Origin of the sequence: Streptomyces sp. NPDC017225 (assembly GCF_044331465.1) — a bacterium.
Taxonomy (GTDB): Bacteria; Actinomycetota; Actinomycetes; order Streptomycetales; family Streptomycetaceae; genus Streptomyces.
This window is the reverse complement of record NZ_JBIRNE010000002.1, coordinates 747,994-768,959: the sequence shown is the minus strand read 5'-3', so window position 1 is coordinate 768,959 and position 20,966 is coordinate 747,994. Positions and strand designations below refer to the sequence as shown.

General features: G+C 68.8%; 15 protein-coding genes and 7 pseudogenes. 15 read left to right on the top strand and 7 right to left on the bottom strand.

Going from position 1 to position 20,966, the window contains the following annotated elements:
- The first annotated feature begins 404 nt into the window (after window positions 1-404).
- Both ACH4NX_RS07245 and ACH4NX_RS07240 read left to right on the top strand, forming a co-directional pair.
- A complete protein-coding gene (locus ACH4NX_RS07245; RefSeq protein WP_398126766.1) occupies window positions 405-710 on the top strand; it encodes a hypothetical protein in 306 nt (101 codons plus the stop codon).
- A gap of 226 nt (window positions 711-936) precedes the next feature.
- Entirely contained in the window at window positions 937-1,917 is a 981-nt protein-coding gene (locus ACH4NX_RS07240; protein ID WP_398126767.1) for a C45 family autoproteolytic acyltransferase/hydolase, read from the top strand.
- Here ACH4NX_RS07240 and ACH4NX_RS07235 read toward each other — a convergent pair.
- Window positions 1,910-2,716 carry a transposase gene (locus ACH4NX_RS07235; protein ID WP_398126768.1) on the bottom strand — a complete coding sequence of 269 codons (807 nt, stop codon included), beginning with the start codon at window positions 2,714-2,716 and terminating at the stop codon, window positions 1,910-1,912. The two genes, ACH4NX_RS07240 and ACH4NX_RS07235, sit on opposite strands and share 8 nt — an antisense overlap.
- On the opposite strand from ACH4NX_RS07235, the gene ACH4NX_RS07230 reads away from it, so the two are divergent.
- Window positions 2,658-3,221 carry a hypothetical protein gene (locus ACH4NX_RS07230; RefSeq protein ID WP_398127178.1) on the top strand — a complete coding sequence of 188 codons (564 nt, stop codon included), beginning with the start codon at window positions 2,658-2,660 and terminating at the stop codon, window positions 3,219-3,221. The genes ACH4NX_RS07235 and ACH4NX_RS07230 overlap by 59 nt on opposite strands.
- A 459-nt stretch (window positions 3,222-3,680) precedes the next feature.
- Window positions 3,681-3,950, top strand: coding sequence for a hypothetical protein (locus tag ACH4NX_RS07225; protein WP_398126769.1), 270 nt, complete (start codon window positions 3,681-3,683; stop codon window positions 3,948-3,950).
- A 97-nt stretch (window positions 3,951-4,047) separates the two neighbouring features.
- On the opposite strand, the gene ACH4NX_RS07220 is transcribed toward ACH4NX_RS07225, so the two are convergent.
- From ACH4NX_RS07220 to ACH4NX_RS07205, 4 genes and pseudogenes are all read right to left on the bottom strand, one after another.
- Window positions 4,048-5,394, bottom strand: coding sequence for a glycosyltransferase family 2 protein (locus ACH4NX_RS07220; protein WP_351402209.1), 1,347 nt, complete (start codon window positions 5,392-5,394; stop codon window positions 4,048-4,050).
- A gap of 67 nt (window positions 5,395-5,461) precedes the next feature.
- Window positions 5,462-5,662, bottom strand: a complete 201-nt coding sequence (locus ACH4NX_RS07215) for a hypothetical protein (RefSeq protein ID WP_351402212.1) — start codon at window positions 5,660-5,662, stop codon at window positions 5,462-5,464.
- Between the two features lie 395 nt (window positions 5,663-6,057).
- Window positions 6,058-7,584, bottom strand: coding sequence for an alpha/beta hydrolase (locus ACH4NX_RS07210; RefSeq protein WP_398126771.1), 1,527 nt, complete (start codon window positions 7,582-7,584; stop codon window positions 6,058-6,060).
- A 208-nt stretch (window positions 7,585-7,792) separates the two neighbouring features.
- Window positions 7,793-8,123 (bottom strand): annotated as a pseudogene (locus ACH4NX_RS07205) (HNH endonuclease); the annotation flags it as partial.
- 111 nt (window positions 8,124-8,234) lie between these two features.
- Between ACH4NX_RS07205 and ACH4NX_RS07200 the strand changes: the two are divergent.
- The 3 pseudogenes from ACH4NX_RS07200 to ACH4NX_RS07190 form a co-directional block, all read left to right on the top strand.
- Window positions 8,235-8,866 (top strand): annotated as a pseudogene (locus ACH4NX_RS07200) (DUF6192 family protein); the annotation flags it as partial.
- Window positions 8,863-9,294 (top strand): annotated as a pseudogene (locus ACH4NX_RS07195) (RacP protein). The pseudogenes ACH4NX_RS07200 and ACH4NX_RS07195, both read left to right, overlap by 4 nt.
- A 29-nt stretch (window positions 9,295-9,323) precedes the next feature.
- A pseudogene (locus tag ACH4NX_RS07190) lies at window positions 9,324-10,030 on the top strand (IS5 family transposase); the annotation flags it as partial.
- 197 nt (window positions 10,031-10,227) lie between these two features.
- Here the strand turns inward: ACH4NX_RS07190 and ACH4NX_RS07185 are convergent.
- A complete protein-coding gene (locus ACH4NX_RS07185) occupies window positions 10,228-11,073 on the bottom strand; it encodes a GntR family transcriptional regulator (RefSeq protein ID WP_398126772.1) in 846 nt (281 codons plus the stop codon).
- Between the two features lie 307 nt (window positions 11,074-11,380).
- On the opposite strand from ACH4NX_RS07185, the gene ACH4NX_RS07180 reads away from it, so the two are divergent.
- From ACH4NX_RS07180 to ACH4NX_RS07155, 6 genes and pseudogenes are all read left to right on the top strand, one after another.
- The gene (locus ACH4NX_RS07180) at window positions 11,381-12,658 is read left to right on the top strand and encodes an extracellular solute-binding protein (protein ID WP_398126773.1); all 1,278 of its coding nucleotides are present in this window, start codon (window positions 11,381-11,383) and stop codon (window positions 12,656-12,658) included.
- Window positions 12,659-12,717: 59 nt separating this feature from the next.
- The gene (locus tag ACH4NX_RS07175) at window positions 12,718-13,701 is read left to right on the top strand and encodes a sugar ABC transporter permease (RefSeq protein ID WP_351402225.1); all 984 of its coding nucleotides are present in this window, start codon (window positions 12,718-12,720) and stop codon (window positions 13,699-13,701) included.
- Window positions 13,698-14,564: a carbohydrate ABC transporter permease gene (locus ACH4NX_RS07170; protein WP_351402227.1), complete on the top strand. Its 867-nt coding sequence runs from the start codon at window positions 13,698-13,700 to the stop codon at window positions 14,562-14,564. Before ACH4NX_RS07175 ends, ACH4NX_RS07170 begins: the two co-directional genes overlap by 4 nt.
- Before the next feature lie 77 nt (window positions 14,565-14,641).
- Window positions 14,642-16,201 carry a beta-N-acetylhexosaminidase gene (locus ACH4NX_RS07165; protein WP_398126774.1) on the top strand — a complete coding sequence of 520 codons (1,560 nt, stop codon included), beginning with the start codon at window positions 14,642-14,644 and terminating at the stop codon, window positions 16,199-16,201.
- A 97-nt stretch (window positions 16,202-16,298) separates the two neighbouring features.
- Window positions 16,299-17,720, top strand: coding sequence for a cellulose binding domain-containing protein (locus ACH4NX_RS07160; protein WP_351402231.1), 1,422 nt, complete (start codon window positions 16,299-16,301; stop codon window positions 17,718-17,720).
- 278 nt (window positions 17,721-17,998) lie between these two features.
- A pseudogene (locus tag ACH4NX_RS07155) lies at window positions 17,999-18,523 on the top strand (serine/threonine-protein kinase); the annotation flags it as partial.
- 85 nt (window positions 18,524-18,608) lie between these two features.
- On the opposite strand, the pseudogene ACH4NX_RS07150 reads toward ACH4NX_RS07155, so the two are convergent.
- Window positions 18,609-19,124: pseudogene (locus tag ACH4NX_RS07150) on the bottom strand (MFS transporter); the annotation flags it as partial.
- Window positions 19,125-19,269: 145 nt separating this feature from the next.
- On the opposite strand from ACH4NX_RS07150, the gene ACH4NX_RS07145 reads away from it, so the two are divergent.
- Window positions 19,270-20,043 (top strand): aminoglycoside adenylyltransferase domain-containing protein, encoded by a 774-nt coding sequence (locus ACH4NX_RS07145; RefSeq protein ID WP_398126775.1) that lies wholly within the window; start codon window positions 19,270-19,272, stop codon window positions 20,041-20,043.
- Between the two features lie 100 nt (window positions 20,044-20,143).
- Window positions 20,144-20,962 (top strand): annotated as a pseudogene (locus ACH4NX_RS07140) (IS5 family transposase).
- Window positions 20,963-20,966: the final 4 nt, after the last annotated feature.

The window sequence follows — 20,966 nt, the reverse complement described above, 5'->3', positions numbered from 1 at the left end:
AACAAGGACCTCGACAATCCTCATTCTTGCTGGTCAGAGGCACTTTCTGCTTTCCTGACCACCTGCCGGACAGCCCGCTTCATGAAAGCGCGAGGCTAGGGTGCCCTTCGGAAGTGCTGGTCACAGCCACTTGTTGAGGGCTGCGACCAGCACCATCGCCTCGTAGTGGATGGCGGACTTGTCGTATCTCGTGGCGGCCGCGCGGTGGCGTGTGAGGCGATTGATTCTGCACATCACCGCGTGGCGCTCTTTGTAGTCGGCTTTGTCAGACTTCGGCGGCTGGCCATCGTGGGAGCTTCATCCTCGCGGTTGGCGATCTGGTCACGCTTCTCCAGGATCGTGCACCGCATACTGCGTTCGCGCAGATGGGTGCGGTCCGTGAGGAATCCTTACGCCTTGTCGGCGTGACCTTGCCCGGCCGGGTGCGCGGGCGGCCCGACGCGATCCTGGCCAACCGGATACGACCCAAAACCACCCGGAATCGCGGGAAGTCACCGCGCTGCCCGACCGCGATCACCAGTGACATCGGGTCCCGCCCCTTCAGCACGGCCGAGAAGTGCCGACCACGTCTGGCCGGTCGTCCTAGGCGAACTTCAGGCAATTGGGGGCATGGGATCGCCGACGCCACCGGCATTCCGCTCGCCGCCACCCTGACCGGCGGCAACCGCAACGACAAGTACCGCCGCCTGATCCGGGACTTTGGCGTGTAGCCGCTGATCTCCCGCCGTATCACCGAGCGCGGCTCCGGAATCGGCACCCAGCACTGGAGCGTGGAATGTGTCTTCGGCCACCCGCACTGGTTCCGCCGCCTGCGGATCAGCTGGGAGATACGCGACGACATCCAAGGAGCCTTCCGCACCTCGGTTGCGCACTCATCTGCAGGCGGCGCCCGCAGGTATTGAAATGAGGGCCATAGAGAGAGTTGAGTCCTACGTCATGAGCGAATACGTCAAGACGTTCCATGCCATCGAGATCGGTGACGGTGGCGACGGACAGTGGGCCGAACGCGTCCGGCCGGCAATGGTGAGCGCGGAGAACTGGCTGACCGAGGAGGGCCAGACGCCTGAGGGCGCGGCCCGCGCCCGGCGGCTGTTCGAGGAGTACATGCCTGAGCTGGTTCCGGCACTCGACCGGCTTGCCGACCAACTGACCTCCCCCGAAGCCAGGACGCTTCTCACCATGGCAGCGGTGCGGCCGTTCTTCTCCGGCTGCACTCAGATCGGCCGTAAGGGTACTTTGCTCAGAAACTACGACTTCGCCCCCGAACACTGTGAAGGCACCATCGTCTTCTCCCGCTTCCTCCGCCCTGTGATCGGTATGCAGGAAGCCGGATGGGGTCTGCTGGACGGCATGAACGACTCCGGTCTCGCGGTGTCGCTCACCTTCGGCGGACGGTTCGTTCACGGGCCTGGATTCGCCATTCCCCTCGTGCTGCGCTATCTCCTGGAGACCTGCCGGACCGTCGACGAAGCGCTGGGCAGGCTGCGCACCCTGCCCATAGCGATCCCGCAGAACGTCACCCTCGTCGACCCGAACCGGACCGTGACGGTCTACGTCGGACCCGATATCCCGCTGACGGAGACGCCGGACTCCTGCGCCGCCAACCACCAGCACCTGCCGGTGCCGGACAAGCAGGAACGAACCACCCGGACACAGACACGGCTGGCCGCCATTCAGGCGGCGGGTATCGATGCCGCAGCGATGCTACGACCGCCGCTGTACCAATGCGCGTACGACGAGTGGTTGGGTACGGTGTACACGGCCCAGTACCGTCCCGCCGAGGGCCGTGTGACATACCACTGGCCCGGGGAGAGCTGGGAACACTCTTTCGTAGGCTTCTGTCCGGGCTCCCGCAGCGTCACCTTGGGACTTCCGGACGAGAGCGACGACCGCTGGCACACGCCCGACCTTACGTAAGAGAAACCCATATCCATTGCGTTAGCTTGACTCTGTTGGGGATCTTGGAGTTGCCGAGGTCAGGTGCCCAGGGTTCGCCAGGACTTCGGCCAGGGTATCTCGCGCTGGTCGAGGTAGTTCTGGAAGGCAGTCGGTCGGCGGGGCGTAGGTGTGTCCTCGGTCGGTGGCAATCCGCTGAGGCGCTCGATGTGCTGGACGTGGGCCCTCCCCTGGCTCGGTAGTGGCAGCGGCGCATGCCGTGTCCGTGGGCGAACTCGTTGACCGCGCCCTCCACTCCGGAGCGGACCGCGTAGCGGGCCTTCCACTCGGGGGTCTGTTGCTCGGTGCGGACGCGGAGTTGCAGGTCGCGGAGTTCTCGTGGGGGAAGGCCCACTGTGCGGGCGCTGTCGGCGGTGGTGGTGCGCTGGGCGCGGGCCGGGCAGGGACGGCACTGGCCTTGGTGAACCGGGCCACGATCAGCGGGGCCGCGGTGAGTGAGGAGGCCGGGTAGGGACCGTGCCAGCCCTGGCTGACCCGGCCCTGGGGGCAGGTGGCCTGCTGGCGCTCGTAGTCGATGTGGAGGCCGTCCCGGGCGAAGCCCTCGTTTCGGCGGTGTTGGTGGGTGGGGTTGCTCCGCAGTGCCCCACAGACGGTGACCTGGTGTTCCCGGGTGGCCTTTTCCAGGTGGGGGCAGGGAGGTGTAGCCGGCATCGATCAGGTGTTCGGCGGGCAGGAGTCCGCGGCAGGCCAGGCGGGTTTGGATGCCGGGCAGGACCTGGCTGTTCGGAGGTGTGCCGGCGCAGGTGCCCCGCGGGGTCACAGTGGTAGTTCTGCACCGTGATCTGGCGCAGGGCCTGGATGCGCGGGCCGGGCGGGTGGTCTGTTCCGTGCCGGTAGAGGTGTTCAAGGAGCCGGACCGCGTCGTTTCCGGTGGCGAGGGTCCTGATCTCGGGCTTGGTGGGGTTCTTGCCCAGGCGGACCGGCCGGCCGTAGCGGATCCCCCAGTCCTCGTCGACCAGCTCGTCGAGCAGGTGAGGGGAGGTACCGGCGCCTTCTTCGAGCGCGGCGCGGACCGCCTCGGTGATCAGCTCCAGCCGGGTCAGGTCGCGCCCCGGGGCCAGGACATGGGTGGAATCGGTGCGCTGCATGGTGCGCTCGCGCACCAGCCCGGCCTCCTTGAGACGGACCAGCGCGAAGTCAAGGAGGCGGTCAGCACGGTCGTCTTCAGCGAGACGGTGGCGAAAGTCGGCCAGCACGCTGTGATGGAAACCGGGATCGTCCAGCTCCATGGCCATGGGCGCAAAACCGGTGCCGCCACCGGCTGAGCCCGCCGTTCAAACATCCGGCAGGGCACCCACTGCCGCATGCTGTCGGGCCAGCGAACGCCGGTACAGATGCCGGGCGGGGATCTCCGCGGCCGCTTCCCTCGCCCGAACGACAGCCTCGTGCCCCCGGGCCGTCCGCGCTGGCGCCTGTCACGGCGGCGTCAGCTCCAAGCGCTCCCCGTTGACGTCGCTGGGCAGTCACACTCAATGTGGCCGTCGGTGCAAAAATGCGGTGCCGAGTACGGATAGACGCATCAGGCTCGGCTGTGATGCCACACCCATCCCAGAGCGGCCTTCGCAACGACTTCCGCGAAGAAGCGATTCGGCATTCCCGAGGGACCGGGCAGCACCGTGATGCGCTGTGCGCACTCACCCGGCCCGCTCCGCAGGCAACCGTCAGGTCCCGGGGAGAAGAACCCACCGGAGAAAAAGGGCGCACGCGGCCGGGGAGGACGACACGTGGCCGAACCTCGCGCGGTGCTGTCGACCAAGACGATCAACTGGGGCCTGATTCGCCAGCAGTACGACCAGATCGTGAAGCACACCACCGATCCGCAGCGCATCGCCGAGGCCGAGCAGGTCCTGCAGGCAGGGGCGCTGTGGGTGAGTGGCTGGAGCGGCCGGGCGTTGCCGGCACTCCGGCCGCGGGCCGAGGCGGAGCCGCCGGTGGCGGTGGCGGTGGCGGTGGCGGTGAGGGCGTACTTGGATCGGGAGCCGACCGCCGAATAGGGCCTCCGCCGTGTTCGAGTGCTGTAGCCGAAGGCACTCGACAGGAGTGCCGATGCCCCCCTTGCCATCGTCCCTGTCGCCGTCCCCAGCTCATAGATCACCGGGCGGGGTCCACACACACCTCCACCCGGGTGCGGGTCCCCCAGTTGCCGATCTGCCAGCAGGTGGCCATGGCATACAGGTACAGGGGGCGGAGCACCATCAGCCGCCACAGTCCGGCTACGGGGGAGAGTACGAACATCAGGACCTGATGTGGCAGCGTCTCGTCAGTTCTCCGAATGGCGAACAGGCGCAGGCTGATGAGGTAATTCATGGCACAGCCGATAATCAGCGTGTATTGGGCCAGTGCCCCCCACTGCCCACGCAGCTCCGGGGTTCCGAGGACAGCGACGGGCACCAGGAGGGCCAGGATGAGGTGGGCGTACTCGACCACGGGCATCCAGAAGGCCAGCGAGCGCAGCGGCATGTGCCGCAGCCACCACAGGTGCCGCACGGTGGTGCCGCGCATCCAGCGAAGTTGCTGACGGAAGTAGTGCCGTGCCCGATCCGGTACGAGGGTGAAGCACACGGCGGAGGGCTGGTGCACCGTCCGGCCCTCCAGGAGCGCGTACATGGTCAGCATGGAGTCGTCGTTCATCTGCATCGGAACGCCGCGGAAGGACTCCCGCTCGTAGACTCCGGCGTGCTTGCGCACGACGTCGGCCCGGTAGAAGGCGAGCGTGCCGGAGTTGATGAGAACGGATCCGAGCACGGACTGGGCGCTGCGCAGACCCCGGGTGAAGGGCACGTACAGCACCGTGGTGAGCCGGGTCAGGAGGTTGGTCTTCACGTTGAGCGGAACGATGAGACCCGCCACGGACTTCACCCGCGGATCGGCGAACGGCTTCAAGCCCTCCGCCACCGCGTGCTCGTCCAGAACGGAGTCACTGTCGAGGGTCACGAAGACGTCGGCATCGTCCTCGGCCAGCACGTGCATCTGTGCCCACCGTTTGCCGCGGTTGGGAGTGCGGTCCCAGGTCGCCTCGATGCCGAGCCTTTCGGCGTGGTGATGAAGGTAGGCACGTTCGGCGTGGTACAGCAGTGGCTCGCCTGTCGTGCCGTCGACGGAGCCGTCGTCGACGACACGCACCCGCTGCACACGGTGAGACTGGGCGAACACGGACGCCAGGCATGCGCGCAGCGCCCGGGGATCCTCGTTGTAGACGGGAATCTGGACCGTGACGCGCAGACCGTCAAGGTCCTGCCGCTCGGAGTCCGTGACCGTGGCCGCACGCTCCAGCCAGCACACGGGCAGCCACCAGAGCAGGAGGAACGACACCAGCCAAACGGCGGCCAAACTCGAATCGGTGCTGTCGCGCCAGGCGGTGAGCTGCAGCAGATGCCAGATCGCCCAGCCCACGACGGCCACGAAGGGCAGTCCGCCGAGCGCTCCCTTCACGCCCACGGGAACGTACCGCGCCCCGGGTGGACAAGGTGGGGCCTGCCCCGCCCGGCTGCGGACGACCCCGGACCTACGCCTCATTTGCGCTCTTGCCCCGCCGGAACGTAGCCCTGACCAGAAGCGCGCCTCCGAGCGTGAGCGCGAAGGCAACCGCTACCAGCCAGGTCTGGCCCAATGCGATGCCGAACAGGGACAGGCCGGAGCCCGTCGTGGCCAGTTCGTCGTAGGTCATCCCGCAGCCTTCCAGCAGGTATGGGGTTTCGCGGAACAAGATACAAATAGCAGGCACAATTCTCGCGCATTGAGTGAAGATGTTGTGTCACAAGACGCTCACTCGCCGTCCGCGCCGCCTCCTCCGCGCTCGGCCGGGTCACCGGTCAGCCGCCGACGACGTGGCCGCGAGCGACGTCGCGACCGGGCAACGGTCCTGAAGGGGAACTCTTCCGGCCTTCCCGATGCCAGCCCGCCCCTTTGATCCTCGCCAGTGCGGAACTTCCAGGCACTTCAGGCTGTGCGCGTTGTTGATGAATGCGGCAAAGCAGGTAAGAGTGTCCATCAAAAATCAACACCAAAAAGCCCACTTAACGCGATACTTTCCAAGGCCGGTCTCGGTGTGCGTCCTCGGCGCCGCCGGCCCCGTGCGCGTCGTCGAGGACGTCGCCAGGGTTACGCCTGGCAGGTCAGGTCGTGTGCGGGAAGTCGTCCTGTGCGGAGGTAGTCGTTGACACGCTCGTCGATGCAGGCATTGCCGTACTCGCCGTACGGGCCGTGCTGGCGAGCGCCGTCCATGGTGAGCAGCCGGGAGCTCGGCCACTGCTCACGCACGTCCTCGGCGCCGGCGTAGACGGTGCGGGGGTCACCGGTGGCGGCGACGAGCAGGGCGGGGACGTCGTTGTCGAGGGCGGTCGGCGCCTCGGCGGGCCGGTCCCAGAACTCGCAGGGAGTGATGTTGCCGGCCAGCGGCCCTGCGACGGGGAACCGCTCACGGGAAACTTGGACCGCGCGCCAGTAGTTGCCAACGCCGCGCCGCTCGGCCACGTCGCCGCAGATGATCGCGGTCATCTGGCTGGCGGGGGCCGAGCCTGCCCCGGTCAGCAGGACCTCCAATTGCCCGGCGAGCGCTTCGGACGGCACGACCGGTTCCCCTTCCGCGGCGCGCGCCATGAGGCCGACGGTCGCGGCCAGGCTGGCGCGCGGCTTGTCGAGGTCGCTGCCGAGGCCGCCGATGAGGACGGCAGGCAGGACGTGCTCGTCCAGCAGGTACGTCTTGCCGATCCGCAGAGGCTGCTGCGCCGCTGCGTCAAGGATGTGCCCGACTGCCGCCAGGACCTCAGTGCGCGTGGCGCCCAGCCCGTAGGTGCCGTGTCGTGCGGCGGCCCACGACGCCCAGGTGCGCAAGGCCGCCTCGTTGGTCGCTTCGGCGCCGCGCAGCAGAGTTTGGTTGTAGAACTCCGGGGACATGACGCCGTCGAGCACCATGCGATCCGTGCGGCCTGGGAAGAGCTGTGTGTAGACCTCACCGAGGTAACTGCCGTAGGAGTATCCGAGGTAGGAAAGGGCGTCCTCGTCGAGGGCCGCGCGGATGACGTCCATGTCGCGAGCGGTGTTGCGGGTGGTGACGTACGGCAGCACGTCGCCGTGGGCGCGTTCGCACTGCCTGGCCAGGTCGCGGGCGACGGTGACCTCCTGGCGGAATGCCGTCCGGTCGGCGCCCGCCGAGCGCAGGGGGGCCGATCCGAGGTCCCAGCCGCAGTCCAGCGGGGTGCTCCGGCCGACGAAGCGCGGGTCCATGCCGATCAGGTCGTAGCGGTCGGCAACTGCTCCCATCACCTCCGACTTGGTCAGTGGCATGTGGAAGCTGGGGCCGGCCGGTCCTCCGTCGTTGAGCAGGAGCGGGCCAATGCGGTGGGCGGTTTCGGTGGCCTTCAGGCGCGACAGGGCGATGGTGATCGTGCGACCGCCGGGGTCGGCGTAGTCGAGCGGCACGGTGATGTCCGCGCAGTCGGCGCCCGCGGCGTCCAGGCCCTGACCGAGCTCGTCGTCGGCACCGAGGGCACAGGCGTGCCAGTCGACATGCTGGCCATGGAAGCGGGCCAACGGATTCGGCTCGGCGGTGATTGCGGTGGTCGTCGCGGTGGCGGCGAGCACCGCTGCGCCGGCCGCGAACGCCTTGATACGTCGGGAAGTTGACATGTCCGCACGCTAGGGCTGCGGACACCGCAGCACACTCCGGGGAAGCCCCGAACCGGGATGGGGTTTCCCCCGAGAAAGCTCAGACCGCACGAGACGAAAGGTCTCGTGGCACGGCACCGTGCGAGCGCGGGTGCCGTGTCAAACGGTCGGTTGTCGACGGCATGCCGTTGACGTCGTGAACTGAGAAGATTCCAATTCAATTCGTCACGGCTACGGATACGAGGTGGTCAATATCGAGGCCGGATGCGCATGTCACCCAGGCCTGGTCGTAGAACGACCACCAGCTCCCGCCCGACAAGCGGCAACGGGGCCCGACCGTGGGCGGTTCGACGGCCTCGGAAAGCAGGACCTGCTGCGTGTGAGGCAGCCGTCGGCCGGATCGTCCCCGGTCTTCCAGTGGCGGAAGGCATCACGGTCGTAGCCGACGCGGGACTCGGTGCCCACCGGCAGACGAGCGACGGCTTCGGACAGAGGAAGGCTCTCCGCGGCATGTGCGGGGCGGGGGCGGCGAGGGAGGCGGCGGCCAGGCCGCGCAGCATGGTCTTGAGCCTGAACCGTTGATAGCGGCCGCCGAGGGGGCGCTGTCAGGCGTTCCTCGAGTGCGCCGCCCGTGTGGGCAGGAGAAGGTCAGCGCGATCCACTCGCTCGCCAAGGACGACGAGGTCGCGGAACGTGTCACCGGCGACCTGCTGCGGCGGCCGGAGGTGGTCGCGCAGGTCAGGGACGAGGACAAGGTCCGAATCGTGGAGGAACTGACCCGCGAGGACCAGGTCGCGGCCGCGGTCGCCCCGGACTTCCTGCGCCGCCCCGCGGTCGTCGCCCGGGTCGCCAAGGCGGACAAGGTGAAGGTTGTCGAGGGGCTGACCCGCGACGAACACGTCGCGGCCGAGGTGGCCACCGGCCTGCTGCGCAGGCCGGACGTCGCCTTCAAGGGGCCATGAGCGACGACACGGCCCGCCACCAGGTCAACCGGGCCCAGGTCGACCAGGGTCGGCAGGCCCGCGAGCACTTCGAGGAGACCAGCCCCGTCGCCCCCGCGATCCGCAACATCGACCGGTCGGTAGAGTTCTTGGACCTGGTCACCGCCTGCCATGCGTTCGTCGCCGCGGCCGGCCGGGGCGTCCCCGGGATGCGCGACCGCCAGCTCGGCGACGACGAAATCGTGATCGTGCACGAGAACGTCGCACGCGTGAGGGCGAAGCTGGACTGGATCGAGACGGCCGTGGACACCGGCAAGGTCGACGTCGACGGCGAACTGGCCAAGCTCCTGCAGGGTGAATAGCCGATGCCCGTGCCTCCGAGCGCAGATCGCCGGCGCCCAGCGACACGCCGACACCGTCCGGTTCGTGCTCTTCGAAGCCCGGCCGGCCGGTCTGACCTTTGTCCAGCTGGTCAGATCCAGCGAACTCTCCCCTCACCAGACTCGCGCGGGGCTTGCCTGCCTGCGGAACATCATCACCGCTGGCCGCCGCTGATCTGGACGAAGAAGGACGGCTACAAGTTCTGCGCCGACCCCGCCGAACTCCAGGCATACGAGATCGCGATCATCCGGGGCAAGCTCACCGAGATCCGCCGGTTCATCACCGGAACCATCGCCCCGCACGCGGCCTTCCAGCCCAAAGGCCGGTGGATCAAACACCTCAACACCCAGCTCAACTCGTCGACTCGACACTCGACGTCATCGCCGACTACACCGACGCCGACGCCTGATCGGCGGGCCCGGCCGCGTAGCGGCCGGGCCCGCCCCCCGTCTGTTCGCCGCAATCATCTACGGTCTGGTCAGCGGCTGCGCCTGGCGCCAACTGCCGCCCTGCTTCGGTATATCGAAGTCGACCGCCCACCGCAGGTTCCTGATCTGGTCGACAGCCGGTGTCTGGGGCCGGCTGCACGAGGCCGTGCTGTACCGGCTCGACGACGCCGGCCTCCTCGACGTCACCCGCGTCGTCCTGGACAGCGCCCACGTCAGGGCTAAAAGAGGGGCGAACATACAGGTCCGAGCCCCGTGGACCGAGGCAGGCCGGGTTCCAAGATGCACATCCTGTCGGACACGAACGGACTGCCCCTTCTCGTCGGCGTCTCGGCCGGCAACACCCACGACGGCGAAGGGCTGAAGCCGATGGTGGGGGGTCACCAAACGAGACACGACCCCCACCGCGGCCGGTACTTCAAGCCCCAGCGCCTACGTGCCGACAAAGCCTACGAGCGGGCTGACCTGCGCAGATGGCTGCGAGGGGAGCGGATCGGCGTGCGCATCGCCCGCAAGGGAATCGAGTCCAGTGAACGATTAGGGCGGCGCCGCTGGGTGATCGAGCGCACCATGTCGTGACTGTCCGGCTACCGCCGCTTGAGCCCTCGCTACGAACGCGATCCCCGCAACTACCTGGCCTTTCTCGGCCTCGCCGCCGCCCTGCGCTGCTACAAGCGACTCATCCGCCTCACCACGTAGGACACGGTCCTACGTGATCGACGGCTGCCTCGGCGCCACCGGACTGACCCTCACACCGCCGACTCCGCACTGAAAACCTCAGTAACCGGCGGGGTCGGGCAGGACTTCCCTGGCTGTTGCCTTGGTGAGCGTGATGCCCTGCGCAGCCCGCAGACCCGAGGCGAGGCTTCTTGCGAATTGACGCACCAGGGGGGTCGTCAGGCTCCCTCCTGGACGACTCCGCGCGTCGAGAGCGTGACGGGGGCACCGGTGGTGAAGTCGCCCGGGGGGATGCCCGGGTGGTGGCCGCCGCTCAGGGGTGGGGCCTGGTCACCAGCGCTCAAGGTGAGCCGGGAGACGATGCGGTAGCGATCGCCGCGGTAGAGGGAGTGCACGTACTCGACGGCGCGGCCTCGCGTGTCACTGGTCAGGCGCTCGAAGAGCAGGGCCGGGGAGAGTTCGGGCACGTCGAGCAGGTCGGCCTCGGCGCGTGTGACCACGGTGGGCTCGATGGACTGCACGGCTTCGCTGACCCGGACGTCGTGCCGCTCGACGAAGTGCTCGTACAGGTCGCCCTGTTCCAGCTCCTCACTGGTCAGGTCGGAGACGAGGTCGGCCGGGACATGCAGGTACTCGATGGCCATCGGTGAACCGTCGACCAGCCGCAGTCGCGCCACGTAGTGGATCGGCGCCGCCGGTGACATGCGCAGCTTGCGTCCCACCCGGGCGCCTGCGGGGAGGGTGCGGACCTCCAGGAGCCGGCTGGTCCAGGCGCCGGCGGGCCGCGGGAGACTGAACGCCTGCCGGTCCGAGACCAGTTCCTGGGTGATCTTCTCGGCAGCCACGAACATGCCGCGTCCGTGCTCGCGCACCAGGAGTCCGGCGACGACAAGTTCGTCCACGGCTGCGCGCAACGTGGGGCGAGAAACGCCCAGTTCGGCACAGAGAGCGCGCTCCGAGGGGATCGCGTCTCCCGGGCTCCGGTCCTCGATCAGCTCCAGGATCGCGTCGCGGACGCGCTCGCGTTTGAGCACCGCACCGGAGGCGGCGGCGTCGATCTCCATGCGGTACTCCCGTGACTGGTCTGCTGGTCAGCTGACCTTACCTGCCCACCTCGTCGGGACCCAGCCATACGAGACGGGCATGTGCGGCCAAAACCTGTTAGCGCAGTAGGGGTTGACGCCTCCATTGGTCTCTGCCACCTTCGACCAACGCTCACTGGTAAGTGATGCGCCCCTTACTGGTCAAGTACGGATGCTCAGCCCTCTCCCCTGCTCCGCTTTCGCTGGCTCGCCAGAACCCAGCGCTGCCAGATCTCCGCTCTGACGGCTTTCGATCTCTCCCAGATTCCAGCTCTCCCAGAGGTGAACCGTGAAGTACCGTTCGCTCGCCGTGCTCTCCACGCTGGTGCTCGGCGCCGGCCTCGTCGGCTGTTCGTCGTCCGGCGACTCCTCCGACGACGCCGGCGGTGGCGGTGGCGGCAGGACCTCCCTGGACGTGTGGCTCATGCGCGACAGCGTGTCGGCCGGCTTCCAGCAGATGTTCGAGACGGGCTTCGAGAAGGCCCACCCCGACATCGACGTCAAGATCCAGATCCAGGAGTGGGAGGGCATCGGCGAGAAGGTCACCGCCGCCCTGGCCAGCAACGACGCCCCCGACGTCATCGAGGTCGGCAACACCCAGGTCGCCCAGTACGCCCAGAGCGGCGGCCTCACCGACTTCTCCGACCGGGTGGACGAACTCGGCGGCGGCGACTGGATCAAGGGGCTCGCGGAACCTGGCCGGTACGACGGGAAGCAGTACGGCATCCCCTACTACGCCGCCAACCGGGTCGTCATCTACCGTACCGATCTGTTCGAGAAGGCCGGGGTGAACGCCGCCGAGATCAAGACCCGGGACCAGTGGCTGTATGCCTCTCGCAAGCTCAACAAGGGCGGGACCCAGGGCATTTATCTGCCTGGACAGAACTGGTATGCCCTTTCCGGCTTCGTCTGGGACGAGGGCGGCGACCTGGCCGTCGAATCGGGCGGGCGGTGGAAGGGCGGCCTGGACAGCCCGGAGGCGCTGCGGGCGATGGACTTCTACCGGACCCTCCAGGCCCTCGGCAAAGGTCCCAAGGACTCGGACGAGGCGCAGCCGCCGCAGGCGGAGGTGATGGCGAAGGAGCAGATCGCGCAGATCATCGCCGTGCCCGGCGGGGCCAAGGTCGTCGAGGAGAAGAATCCCGAACTGAAGGGAAAGCTTGGCTTCTTCCCGGTCCCCGGTAAAACCGCCGAGCAACCGGGCGCCGTCTTCACCGGTGGTTCCGACCTGATCGTCCCGGCCGTCGCCAAGCACCAGGAGGAAGCGTTCACCTTCCTGCGCGAACTGACCGGGGACGCCTGGCAGAAGAAGCTCGCGGTCGCCATGAGCTATGTGCCGAACAAGACCACGCTGGCGAGCGCCGTTTCCGGTGACCCGGGCACCGCGGCGATGGCGGCGGGCGCCGCCAACGGGCACGCCACGCCCAACACCCCCGAGTGGGCGGCGGTCGAGGCCAAGAACCCGGTCAAGGAATACATGACGGCCGTCCTCACCGGCAAGGACGCCGCGACCGAGGCGGCGAAGGCGTCCAAGACCATCACCGACACCCTCAACAGCGGCTCCTGACCGGCCCCGAACCGTGCCAACCACACCCCGAGGACCAGGCCCGAGGACCAGGAGGCGCCGTGTCGACCGTCCGTGAGCGGAGCGCACCGCGCAAGACCCGCCGCCCCGCACCGCCGGGCTGGAAACGGCCGGACCACCGGCGGATCGGGGCGGACCGGGGAGCCCTCTGGCCGTACCTGCTGATCGCGCCCGCGGTGCTGGGCATGCTCTACCTGCTGCTCTATCCGCTCGCCCGCGCCGTGCTCATCTCCTTCCAGGACTTCCGGCTGCGCCAGCTGATCCTCGGCGACGCCGACTTCGTCGGGCTGCGCAACTACCGGACGCTGCTGGGCGATGCGGTGTTCTGGGAGGTGGTGCGCCGCACCTTCGTGTTCATGGCCGTCAGCGTGGTCGCGATCATGGTGCTGTCGATGCTGGTCGCGCTGATGGTCGAGCGGCTTGGCCGGGTGGCCAGGATGGTGGTCCTCAGCTCGCTGGTGCTGGTGTGGGCCGTGCCCGTGGTCGCGGCCACCACCGTGTTCCAGTGGTTGTTCCACTCCGAGTTCGGCATCGTCAACGAGACCCTCACCCGGCTCGGTCTCGACTCCTACGAGGGCTATCCCTGGTTCGCGAACGGCACGGCCGCTTTCGCCATCGTGGTGGCCCTGATCGTCTGGCAGTCGGTGCCCTTCGCCGCGATCACGCTGTACTCGGCGCTGGTCACGGTGCCGGCCGAGCTGTACGAGTCGGCGCGGATGGACGGCGCGGGGGCCACCCGCCTCTTCCGCTCCGTCACCTTCCCGCTGATCCGGCCGATCATCATGCTGGTCCTGTCCCTCGAAGTGATCTGGACGTTCAAGGCGTTCGTGCAGATCTGGGTGATGACGCGTGGCGGGCCGGGCGAGGCCACCACCATCCTGCCGGTGTACGCCGTACAGACCGCGCTGGCCGGCCAGCGCTACGACCTGGGGTCCGCCGCCTCGATGCTCACGCTCCTGCTGATGAGCGGCGTCCTGGTCCTCTACTTCCGTCAGCTCTTCCGTCAGGAGGGTGAGCAGCTGTGAGCGTCTCGCAACCGTCTGTCCGCCGCAGGCCGGGGCGCCGCGCGCTGCGCCGCCTCCCTCTCAACGCGGCCGCCGCGCTCACCGTCGTCGTCTGTCTGTTCCCCGTGTACTGGATGGTCACGACGGCGTTCGCACCATCCACGGACATCCAGTCGTACGACCCGCAGTTCGTTCCCCGCACCTGGACGCTGGACCACTTCCGGAAGGCGGTCGGGGCCGACGGGTTCGCGCTGTTCTGGCGCAACAGCATCCTGGTGACCCTGAGCGCGGTGCTGCTGGCCCTGGTGGTCGCCCTCGGTGCCGCCTACGCCGTGGCCCGGATGCGCTGGCGGGGGCGCCGGCAGTTCATGCTGGCGGTGTTCATCGCGCAGATGGCGCCCTGGGAGTCCCTGATCATCCCGATCTACATCATCTCCCGCGACACCGGCATGCTCGACCGGCTGCCGACGCTGACGCTGATCTACTTCATGATCACGTTGCCGTTCACAGTGGTGGTGCTGCGCGGTTTCATCGCGAACATCCCGCCGGAGCTGGAGGAAGCGGCGCAGGTCGACGGCTGCACCCGGGCCGGAGCCTTCCGCAAGGTCGCGTTCCCGCTGCTGGCGCCGGGGCTCATGGCGACCTCGCTGTTCGGCTTCATCACGGCCTGGAACGAGTTCACCTACGCCAACTTCCTCATCATCAAGCACCAGGACAGCCGTACCCTGCCGGTCTGGCTCTCCTCGTTCCAGTCGACCTTCGGCACCGACTGGGGGGCCACGATGGCGGCCTCCACCCTCTTCGCGCTGCCCGCGCTGATCATCTTCCTCGCCCTGCAACGGCATGTGACCGCCGGGCTGGCATCGGGAGGCGTCAAGGGCTGACCGCGTACGCCTGCGATCCCGACCCGCCGCCCCTCGTCGCCCGCCCGCCGTGCACCGCCGATCACCGGAGCCGTCCCGTGGATGTGCCACGCCCCGAACTGACCCTCGTCCCCCGCCCTCGCCGCCTGTCCACCCGATCCGGCCGCTTCCGCCTGGACGCCACGACCCGGCTGCGGGTCACCCCGGGGGCCGAGCCGGCCGCGGCCCTGCTGCGCACCCTGCTCGCCCCGGCCACCGGACTTCCGCTGGAGACCTCCCCCGACGGCACCTTCGTCCTCGCCCTCGACGCCGCTCTGAGCGGCCTCGGCGACGAGGGGTACGGTCTGACGGTGAGCCCGCAGGGGGTCCTGCTGCGCGCAGCCCGCCCGGCCGGGTTGCTGCGCGGTGTGCAGACGGTGCGGCAACTGCTGCCGTACGAGGCCCTGTCACAGCGGTCAGTGCGCGGGGTGGTCTGGGACCTGCACGCCGTGGAAATCACCGATGTGCCCCGGCACCCCTGGCGCGGCTCCCACCTCGACGTGGCCCGGCACTTCCAGCCGGTGTCCTACCTGCGCCGCCACGTCGACCTGATGGCCCTGCACAAGCTGAACGTCTTCCACCTCCACCTCACCGACGACCAGGGCTGGCGGTTCCCGGTCGCCGCCCACCCGCGGCTCACGGAGGTCGGCGGCCGGCGTGCGGAGTCGATGCTCGGCCCGGCGGGCGGCGACCGCTTCGACGGGGTGCCGCACGGTGGCGCGTACACCCGGCGCGAGCTGCGCGCGCTGGTCGCCTACGCGGCCGAGCGCGGGGTGGCCGTGATGCCGGAGACCGGAGTGCCCGGGCATGTCCGCGCCGCCCTGGCCGCCTACCCCGAACTGGGCACCGACCCGTCCCGCAGGCTCGACGTGTGGACCGAGTGGGGGGTGTGCGAGAACGTCCTGGGCACCGGTGACCACGTCCTGGACTTCTTCCGCACCGTCCTGGACGAGGTGATGGACGTCTTCGACTCGCCGTACGTGCACATCGGCGGCGACGAGTGCCCCACCACCGAGTGGGAGCACAGCCCGGCGGCGCGGGCACGGGCCGCGCGCGAAGGGCTGCCGGGGCCGAGGACTCTGCACTCCTGGTTCATAGGCCGCATGTCCGAGCACCTCGTACGGGCGGGCCGTCGGCCGGTGGTCTGGGCCGAGACCGGCGTTCATCTGCCCCTGGAGTGCACGGTGATGAGCTGGCGGGCCCCGGGGGGCGCCCGCGCGGCCGCCCGGCGCGGCCACCAGGCGGTACAGGCCGACCACCGGGCCACGTATTTCGACTACGCGCAGCGTCCCGGTCCCGGGGAGCCGCCCGCCCAGCCCGGCGTGATCGTCGACCTGCGCTCGGCGTACGAAGTCGACTTGGCGCCGCCCGCACCGGAACCGGAGGTTGCCTCCCGACTGCTGGGCGCCCAAGCGCAGTTGTGGACGGAGTTCGTATCGACGTCCGAGCACATCGAGTACCTCCTCTACCCCCGGCTGTGTGCACTCGCCGAGCGGGTGTGGGACGGCACGTCGGGCCGGCGGGACTTCACCGCTCGGCTGGCGGGGCACCGGGCCCGCCTGGACGCCCTGAACGTCCCGCACGACGTGCCGTCGGCCCTCCTGCCCGCGCCGCGCTGAACGCTGCGAAGGGCCGCTCCCCTGTCGTTCCCCCCCACGCCCCGCACCACCCACCGAGGCTTCCACGTCCGTGGAAGTCCTGCCGAAAGGAACCCGGATGAGATCCCGACCCACCCTCGGCCGCGCCCGTCTGGCGCTCGCCCTTGCCGCCCTCCTGGGCGGCGGTGCCCTGACCGCGCTCCCGGCGCAGGCCGCGCCGGCCGCCGCCGGCGTCAGCGTGCAGTACCGCACCAGCGCGAGCGGTGGCACCGCGGACCAGACGGAGCCCTGGCTCAAGGTCCGCAACACCGGCTCCTCCGCAGTGCAGCTCAGCCAGGTGAAGGTCCGCTACTACTTCAAGGCGGACTCGCCGAGCGCCTCGTACCGCTTCGCCTGCTCCTGGGCGGTCAAGGGGTGCTCCGTCATCACCGGCACGTTCGGCACCCTGAGCAACCCGACCGCGACGGCCGACCGCTACCTTGAGATCGGCTTCACCTCGGCGGCCGGCTCCCTGGCGCCGGGCACGGACACTGGGGACATGCAGCTGCGCTTCCACCAGAGCAACTGGCAGACGCTGCGGCAGAGCGACGACTACTCGTTCGACGGCGCCCAGAACTCGTACGCCGACTGGAACAAGGTCACCGCCCAGCTCGCCGGCACCACCGTGTGGGGGACGGCGCCGGAGGGCAACGATCCCACGGACCCGACCGATCCCACGGACCCGCCCGGCGACGGCAAGACCCTGTTCGACGACTTCGATTACAGCTCGCACACCGACCCGGCGATCTCCGCGCACGGCTGGAGCGTGCGCTCCAACTCCGGCGGTCCGGGCGTGCCCGGCGCCACCTGGGACCCGTCCAAGGTGACCTTCTTGTCGGCGGGCGGGAACTCGGTGATGAACCTGGAGACCTCCACGGCGGGCACCGGCGCGTCCACCACGCACACCGAGGTCCTCACCCAGTCCATGAAGTTCAAGAACGGCACCTACGCGGCCCGCGTGAAGTTCTCCGACGCGCCCAAGTCCGGGCCCGACGGGGACCATCTGGTGCAGACGTTCTTCACCATCAACGACCTCAAGGCGCCGATGGCCGACGACTACGCCGAGTACGACTTCGAGTACCTGCCCAACGGCGGGTGGGGCGAGCCGTCGAACATCCTCTACACGACGTCCTGGGAGACCTACAACCCCGAGCCCTGGCAGGCCGTCAACCAGCACTCGGAGTCCCGCACCAGCTACGCGGGCTGGCACGATCTGGTGGTCACGATCGACAACAGCGCGATCACGTACTACGTGGACGGGCAGCTCTTCGGTACGCATGACGCGCAGTACCTGCCCGAGCGGCCGATGTCGATCAACTTCAACCAGTGGCTGATCGACCTGAACGGCCAGACGTCGACGACGCCGCGCGCCTACGACCAGCAGGTGGACTACGTCCTGCACATCAAGGACCAGGTCCTGACCCCGGCGCAGGTGGCGGCGAAGGTCGCCGGGTTCCGCAGTGCAGGTACGTCGTTCGTGGACGAGGTCCCGGCCTCCTGATCCACCCCGGCGGGGACGGTCGGAGCAGCTGCTCCTCCTGAGCGGATGCGGCCCGTCCCCGCCGGCTGCGGCTCAGGGGTGCCGTTCCGCCGGACGGCTGGCCGGCCGGTCTGCCCAGTCCGTTTGGCTTCTGCCTGCGTCGACCCTTCGGCCGGTTGGGGATCAGGGGGACGACAGTTCGATGGGCAGCGACAGCACCGAGGTGCCGGCCTCTCCAGGCGGGCGACCCTTCCGTCGTGGCCGGCTACCGGCTCGTGGCCCGGCTCGGCGGGGGGGGCATGGGCCGGGTGTACCTGTCGCGCACCCAGGGCGGCCGCCCGGGAGCGATCAGGTGGTGCGGCCCGAGCTGGCCGACGATCCGGCCTTCCGGCGGCGCTTTCGCGGGGAGGAGGAGGCCGCCCGCCGGCCCAGGGGCGCCCGCAGAACTCATCGACGCCGACACCGACGGCGTACCCCCTGGCTCGCCACACTGTATGTGCCCGGACCGTCCTCACGGCGCCCGTCGCCCAGCGTGGCCCGCTGCCAGTGTCTGCCGTGCTGTGGTTCTCAGCCGGCGTGGCCGAGGCGCTTCAGGCGATCCACAGCGTGGGGGGCGTACACCGGGACCTCAAGCCGTCCAACGTATTGCTCGCCGCTGACGGGCCACGGTGATCAACTTCGGTATCTCGGTCACCGCCGAACTCTCCTCGCACACCGCTACCGGCTCCACTGTCGGCACTCCTCACTTCATGGCCCCCGAACAGGCGACCGCCGGTGAAGTCTCCCCGGCGACCGACGTCTTCGCACCGGCCCGGACAGCGGCCTAGCGGCGCTGGGACCTCAGCCGCGAAGTAGCGAGGTGATCACGTGCTCATGCGCTGATTTCCGGACCGGTCGAGCCTCCGCTGGTCAGGTCCGGGTGGATCGCTTGCGGACCGCGACGATGACCGCAGGTGCGGCCACGAGGGCGAGGGTGCCGCATAGGGCGGCGAGCGTCGGATAGCTGGTGGCGGCGACGACGAAGCCGGAGGCCGGGCCGCCGACAGCGCCTGCGAGGGCGAGGGCCACGTCGGCCAGCCCCTGGACCTTGGCGCGGCTGGCCAGGGGTGTGCTGTTGGTGACGATCGTGGTGCCGGTGACCAGGCCGAAGCTCCAGCCGACGCCGAGCAGGACCAGGGCGAGGGTGATCAGAGCGAGGGAGTGGCCGGGCGCGAGGGCCGCGACTGCTCCAGCGGCGAGCAGCGTGCCAGCTGTCACCATGCTCATCGCCATGGTGCCGAATCGGTCGACGAGGCGGCCGGCCAGTGGTGACGGCAGGTACATGGAACCCGTATGCAGGGCGATGACCAGGCCGGATGACGCGGTGCCGAAGCCGTGGGCGCGCATGTGGATGGGGGTCGTGGTCATCACGGCGACCATGACGAGCTGGCTGAGTACTAGAGCCCGTTGCGAAAGTGCTGGTCACGGCCACTCGTTGACGGCTGCGACCAGCACGGTCGCGTGACGGCGGACCGGTGAGCTGAGCCGTGATGCCGTGCCGTTGGACCGGACAACAGGAGACACTGACGCGGTGAATCAGCTTCAGGAGATCGTGGCATTGGCCAGCGGGGTGCTGGGCGAGGATGTCATCGGCGTCTACCTTCACGGGTCTGCCGTACTCAGTGACCTCAGGCCGGCCAGCGACGTGGATGTGCTCGTCGTCTCCCGGCGGTCGATGGACGAGCGGGAGCGACGGGTGCTCCTCGGTGGACTGCTCGGGATCTCCGGCTTTCTGAACAAGGTCCGCCCGGTCGAGCTCATCGTGATCGTCCAGTCCGAGGTCCAGCCATGGAGATACCCTCCGACCTGCGACTTCCTGTACGGCGAGTGGCTGCGAGCCGAGTACGAGACAGGGGAGGTTCCCCAGCCGGAGCCTATGCCCGATCTGGCCCTGCTGATCACCATGGTGCTGACTAGCGACCACCCCCTCACCGGCCCGCGGCCGGCACAGGTCCTCGGCCCCGTCCCGCACTCCGACCTGGTCCGGGCAAGCGTGGCAGGCATCCCCGACCTGCTCGACAACCTGGATGGCGACACCCGCAACGCCCTGCTGACCTTCGCTCGCATCTGGACCACATTCGCCACCGGTCAGATCAGGTCGAAGGACGCTGCCGCGGACTGGGCCCTCGCCCAGCTCCCGCCGGAACACCGCCCCGTCCTGGAGCACGCCAGGCAGCTCTACCTCAACTACCACTACTCCGAAGAACGCTGGAGCGAGGCGTTGCGGGCCCAGGTACGTCCGCACGTGGACCACGTGCTCGCCGAGATCGACCGGTTGAGTACCCGGAGCTATAGGACCTCTTAGTGAGCGTTTGATTCTCGGTTGTCTGTTTCATTTGGCTTACTGGCTCTAACAAAAGCTGCTGATCATGAGACTGTTGGCCTGCTGTCTCGTATGTCTTGTCATGGGAAACCGTCAGTCGCGACCGTGGATTGTGTCGGATGAACTGTGGTCGCTGGTCGAGCCGTTGCTGCCGAAGCCGGGACCGAAGAAGGTCGAGGGCAGACCGCGGGTGCCGGACCGGCAGGCTCTGTGCGGGATCCTCTTCGTCCTGCACACCGGCATCCAGTGGGAGTACCTGCCCCAGGAGCTCCGCTTCGGCTCGGGCATGACCTGCTGGCGGCGCCTTGCGGCTTGGAACGAGGCCGGCGTCTGGGACCGCCTGCACGCACTGTTGCTGGAGAAGCTGCGGTCGATGGACCGACTGGACTGGGAGCGGGCGGTGATCGACTCCTCGCACGTGCGGGCTGCCCGGCGGGGCCCAAAAGTGGGCCGAGCCCGGTCGACCGTGCACGGCCGGGCAGCAAGCACCACCTCATCGTCGATGGACAGGGCATCCCTCTCGCGGTGTCGCTGACCGGCGGAAACCGCGGGCGGCGTCACCCAACTCGAGCCGCTGCTCGACAAGATTCCCGCCGTCGCGGGCCGGGTCGGCCGCCCCCGGCGACGCCCCGACGCACTGCTGGCCGACCGCGGCTACGACCACGACAAGTACCGCCGCCTGCTCTGGCAGCGAGGGATCCGCCCCGTGATCGCGAAGAGAGGCGAGCCGCACGGCACTGGCCTGGGCATCTTCCGCTATGTCGTCGAGCGCACGATCGCCTGGCTCCACGGCTTCCGCCGCCTGCGCGTCCGCTGGGAACGACGCGACGACATTCACGAAGGTTTCCTCGGCCTCGCCGTCTGCCTGATCACCTACCGGCACGCCCAACGCCTTTGTTAGGACC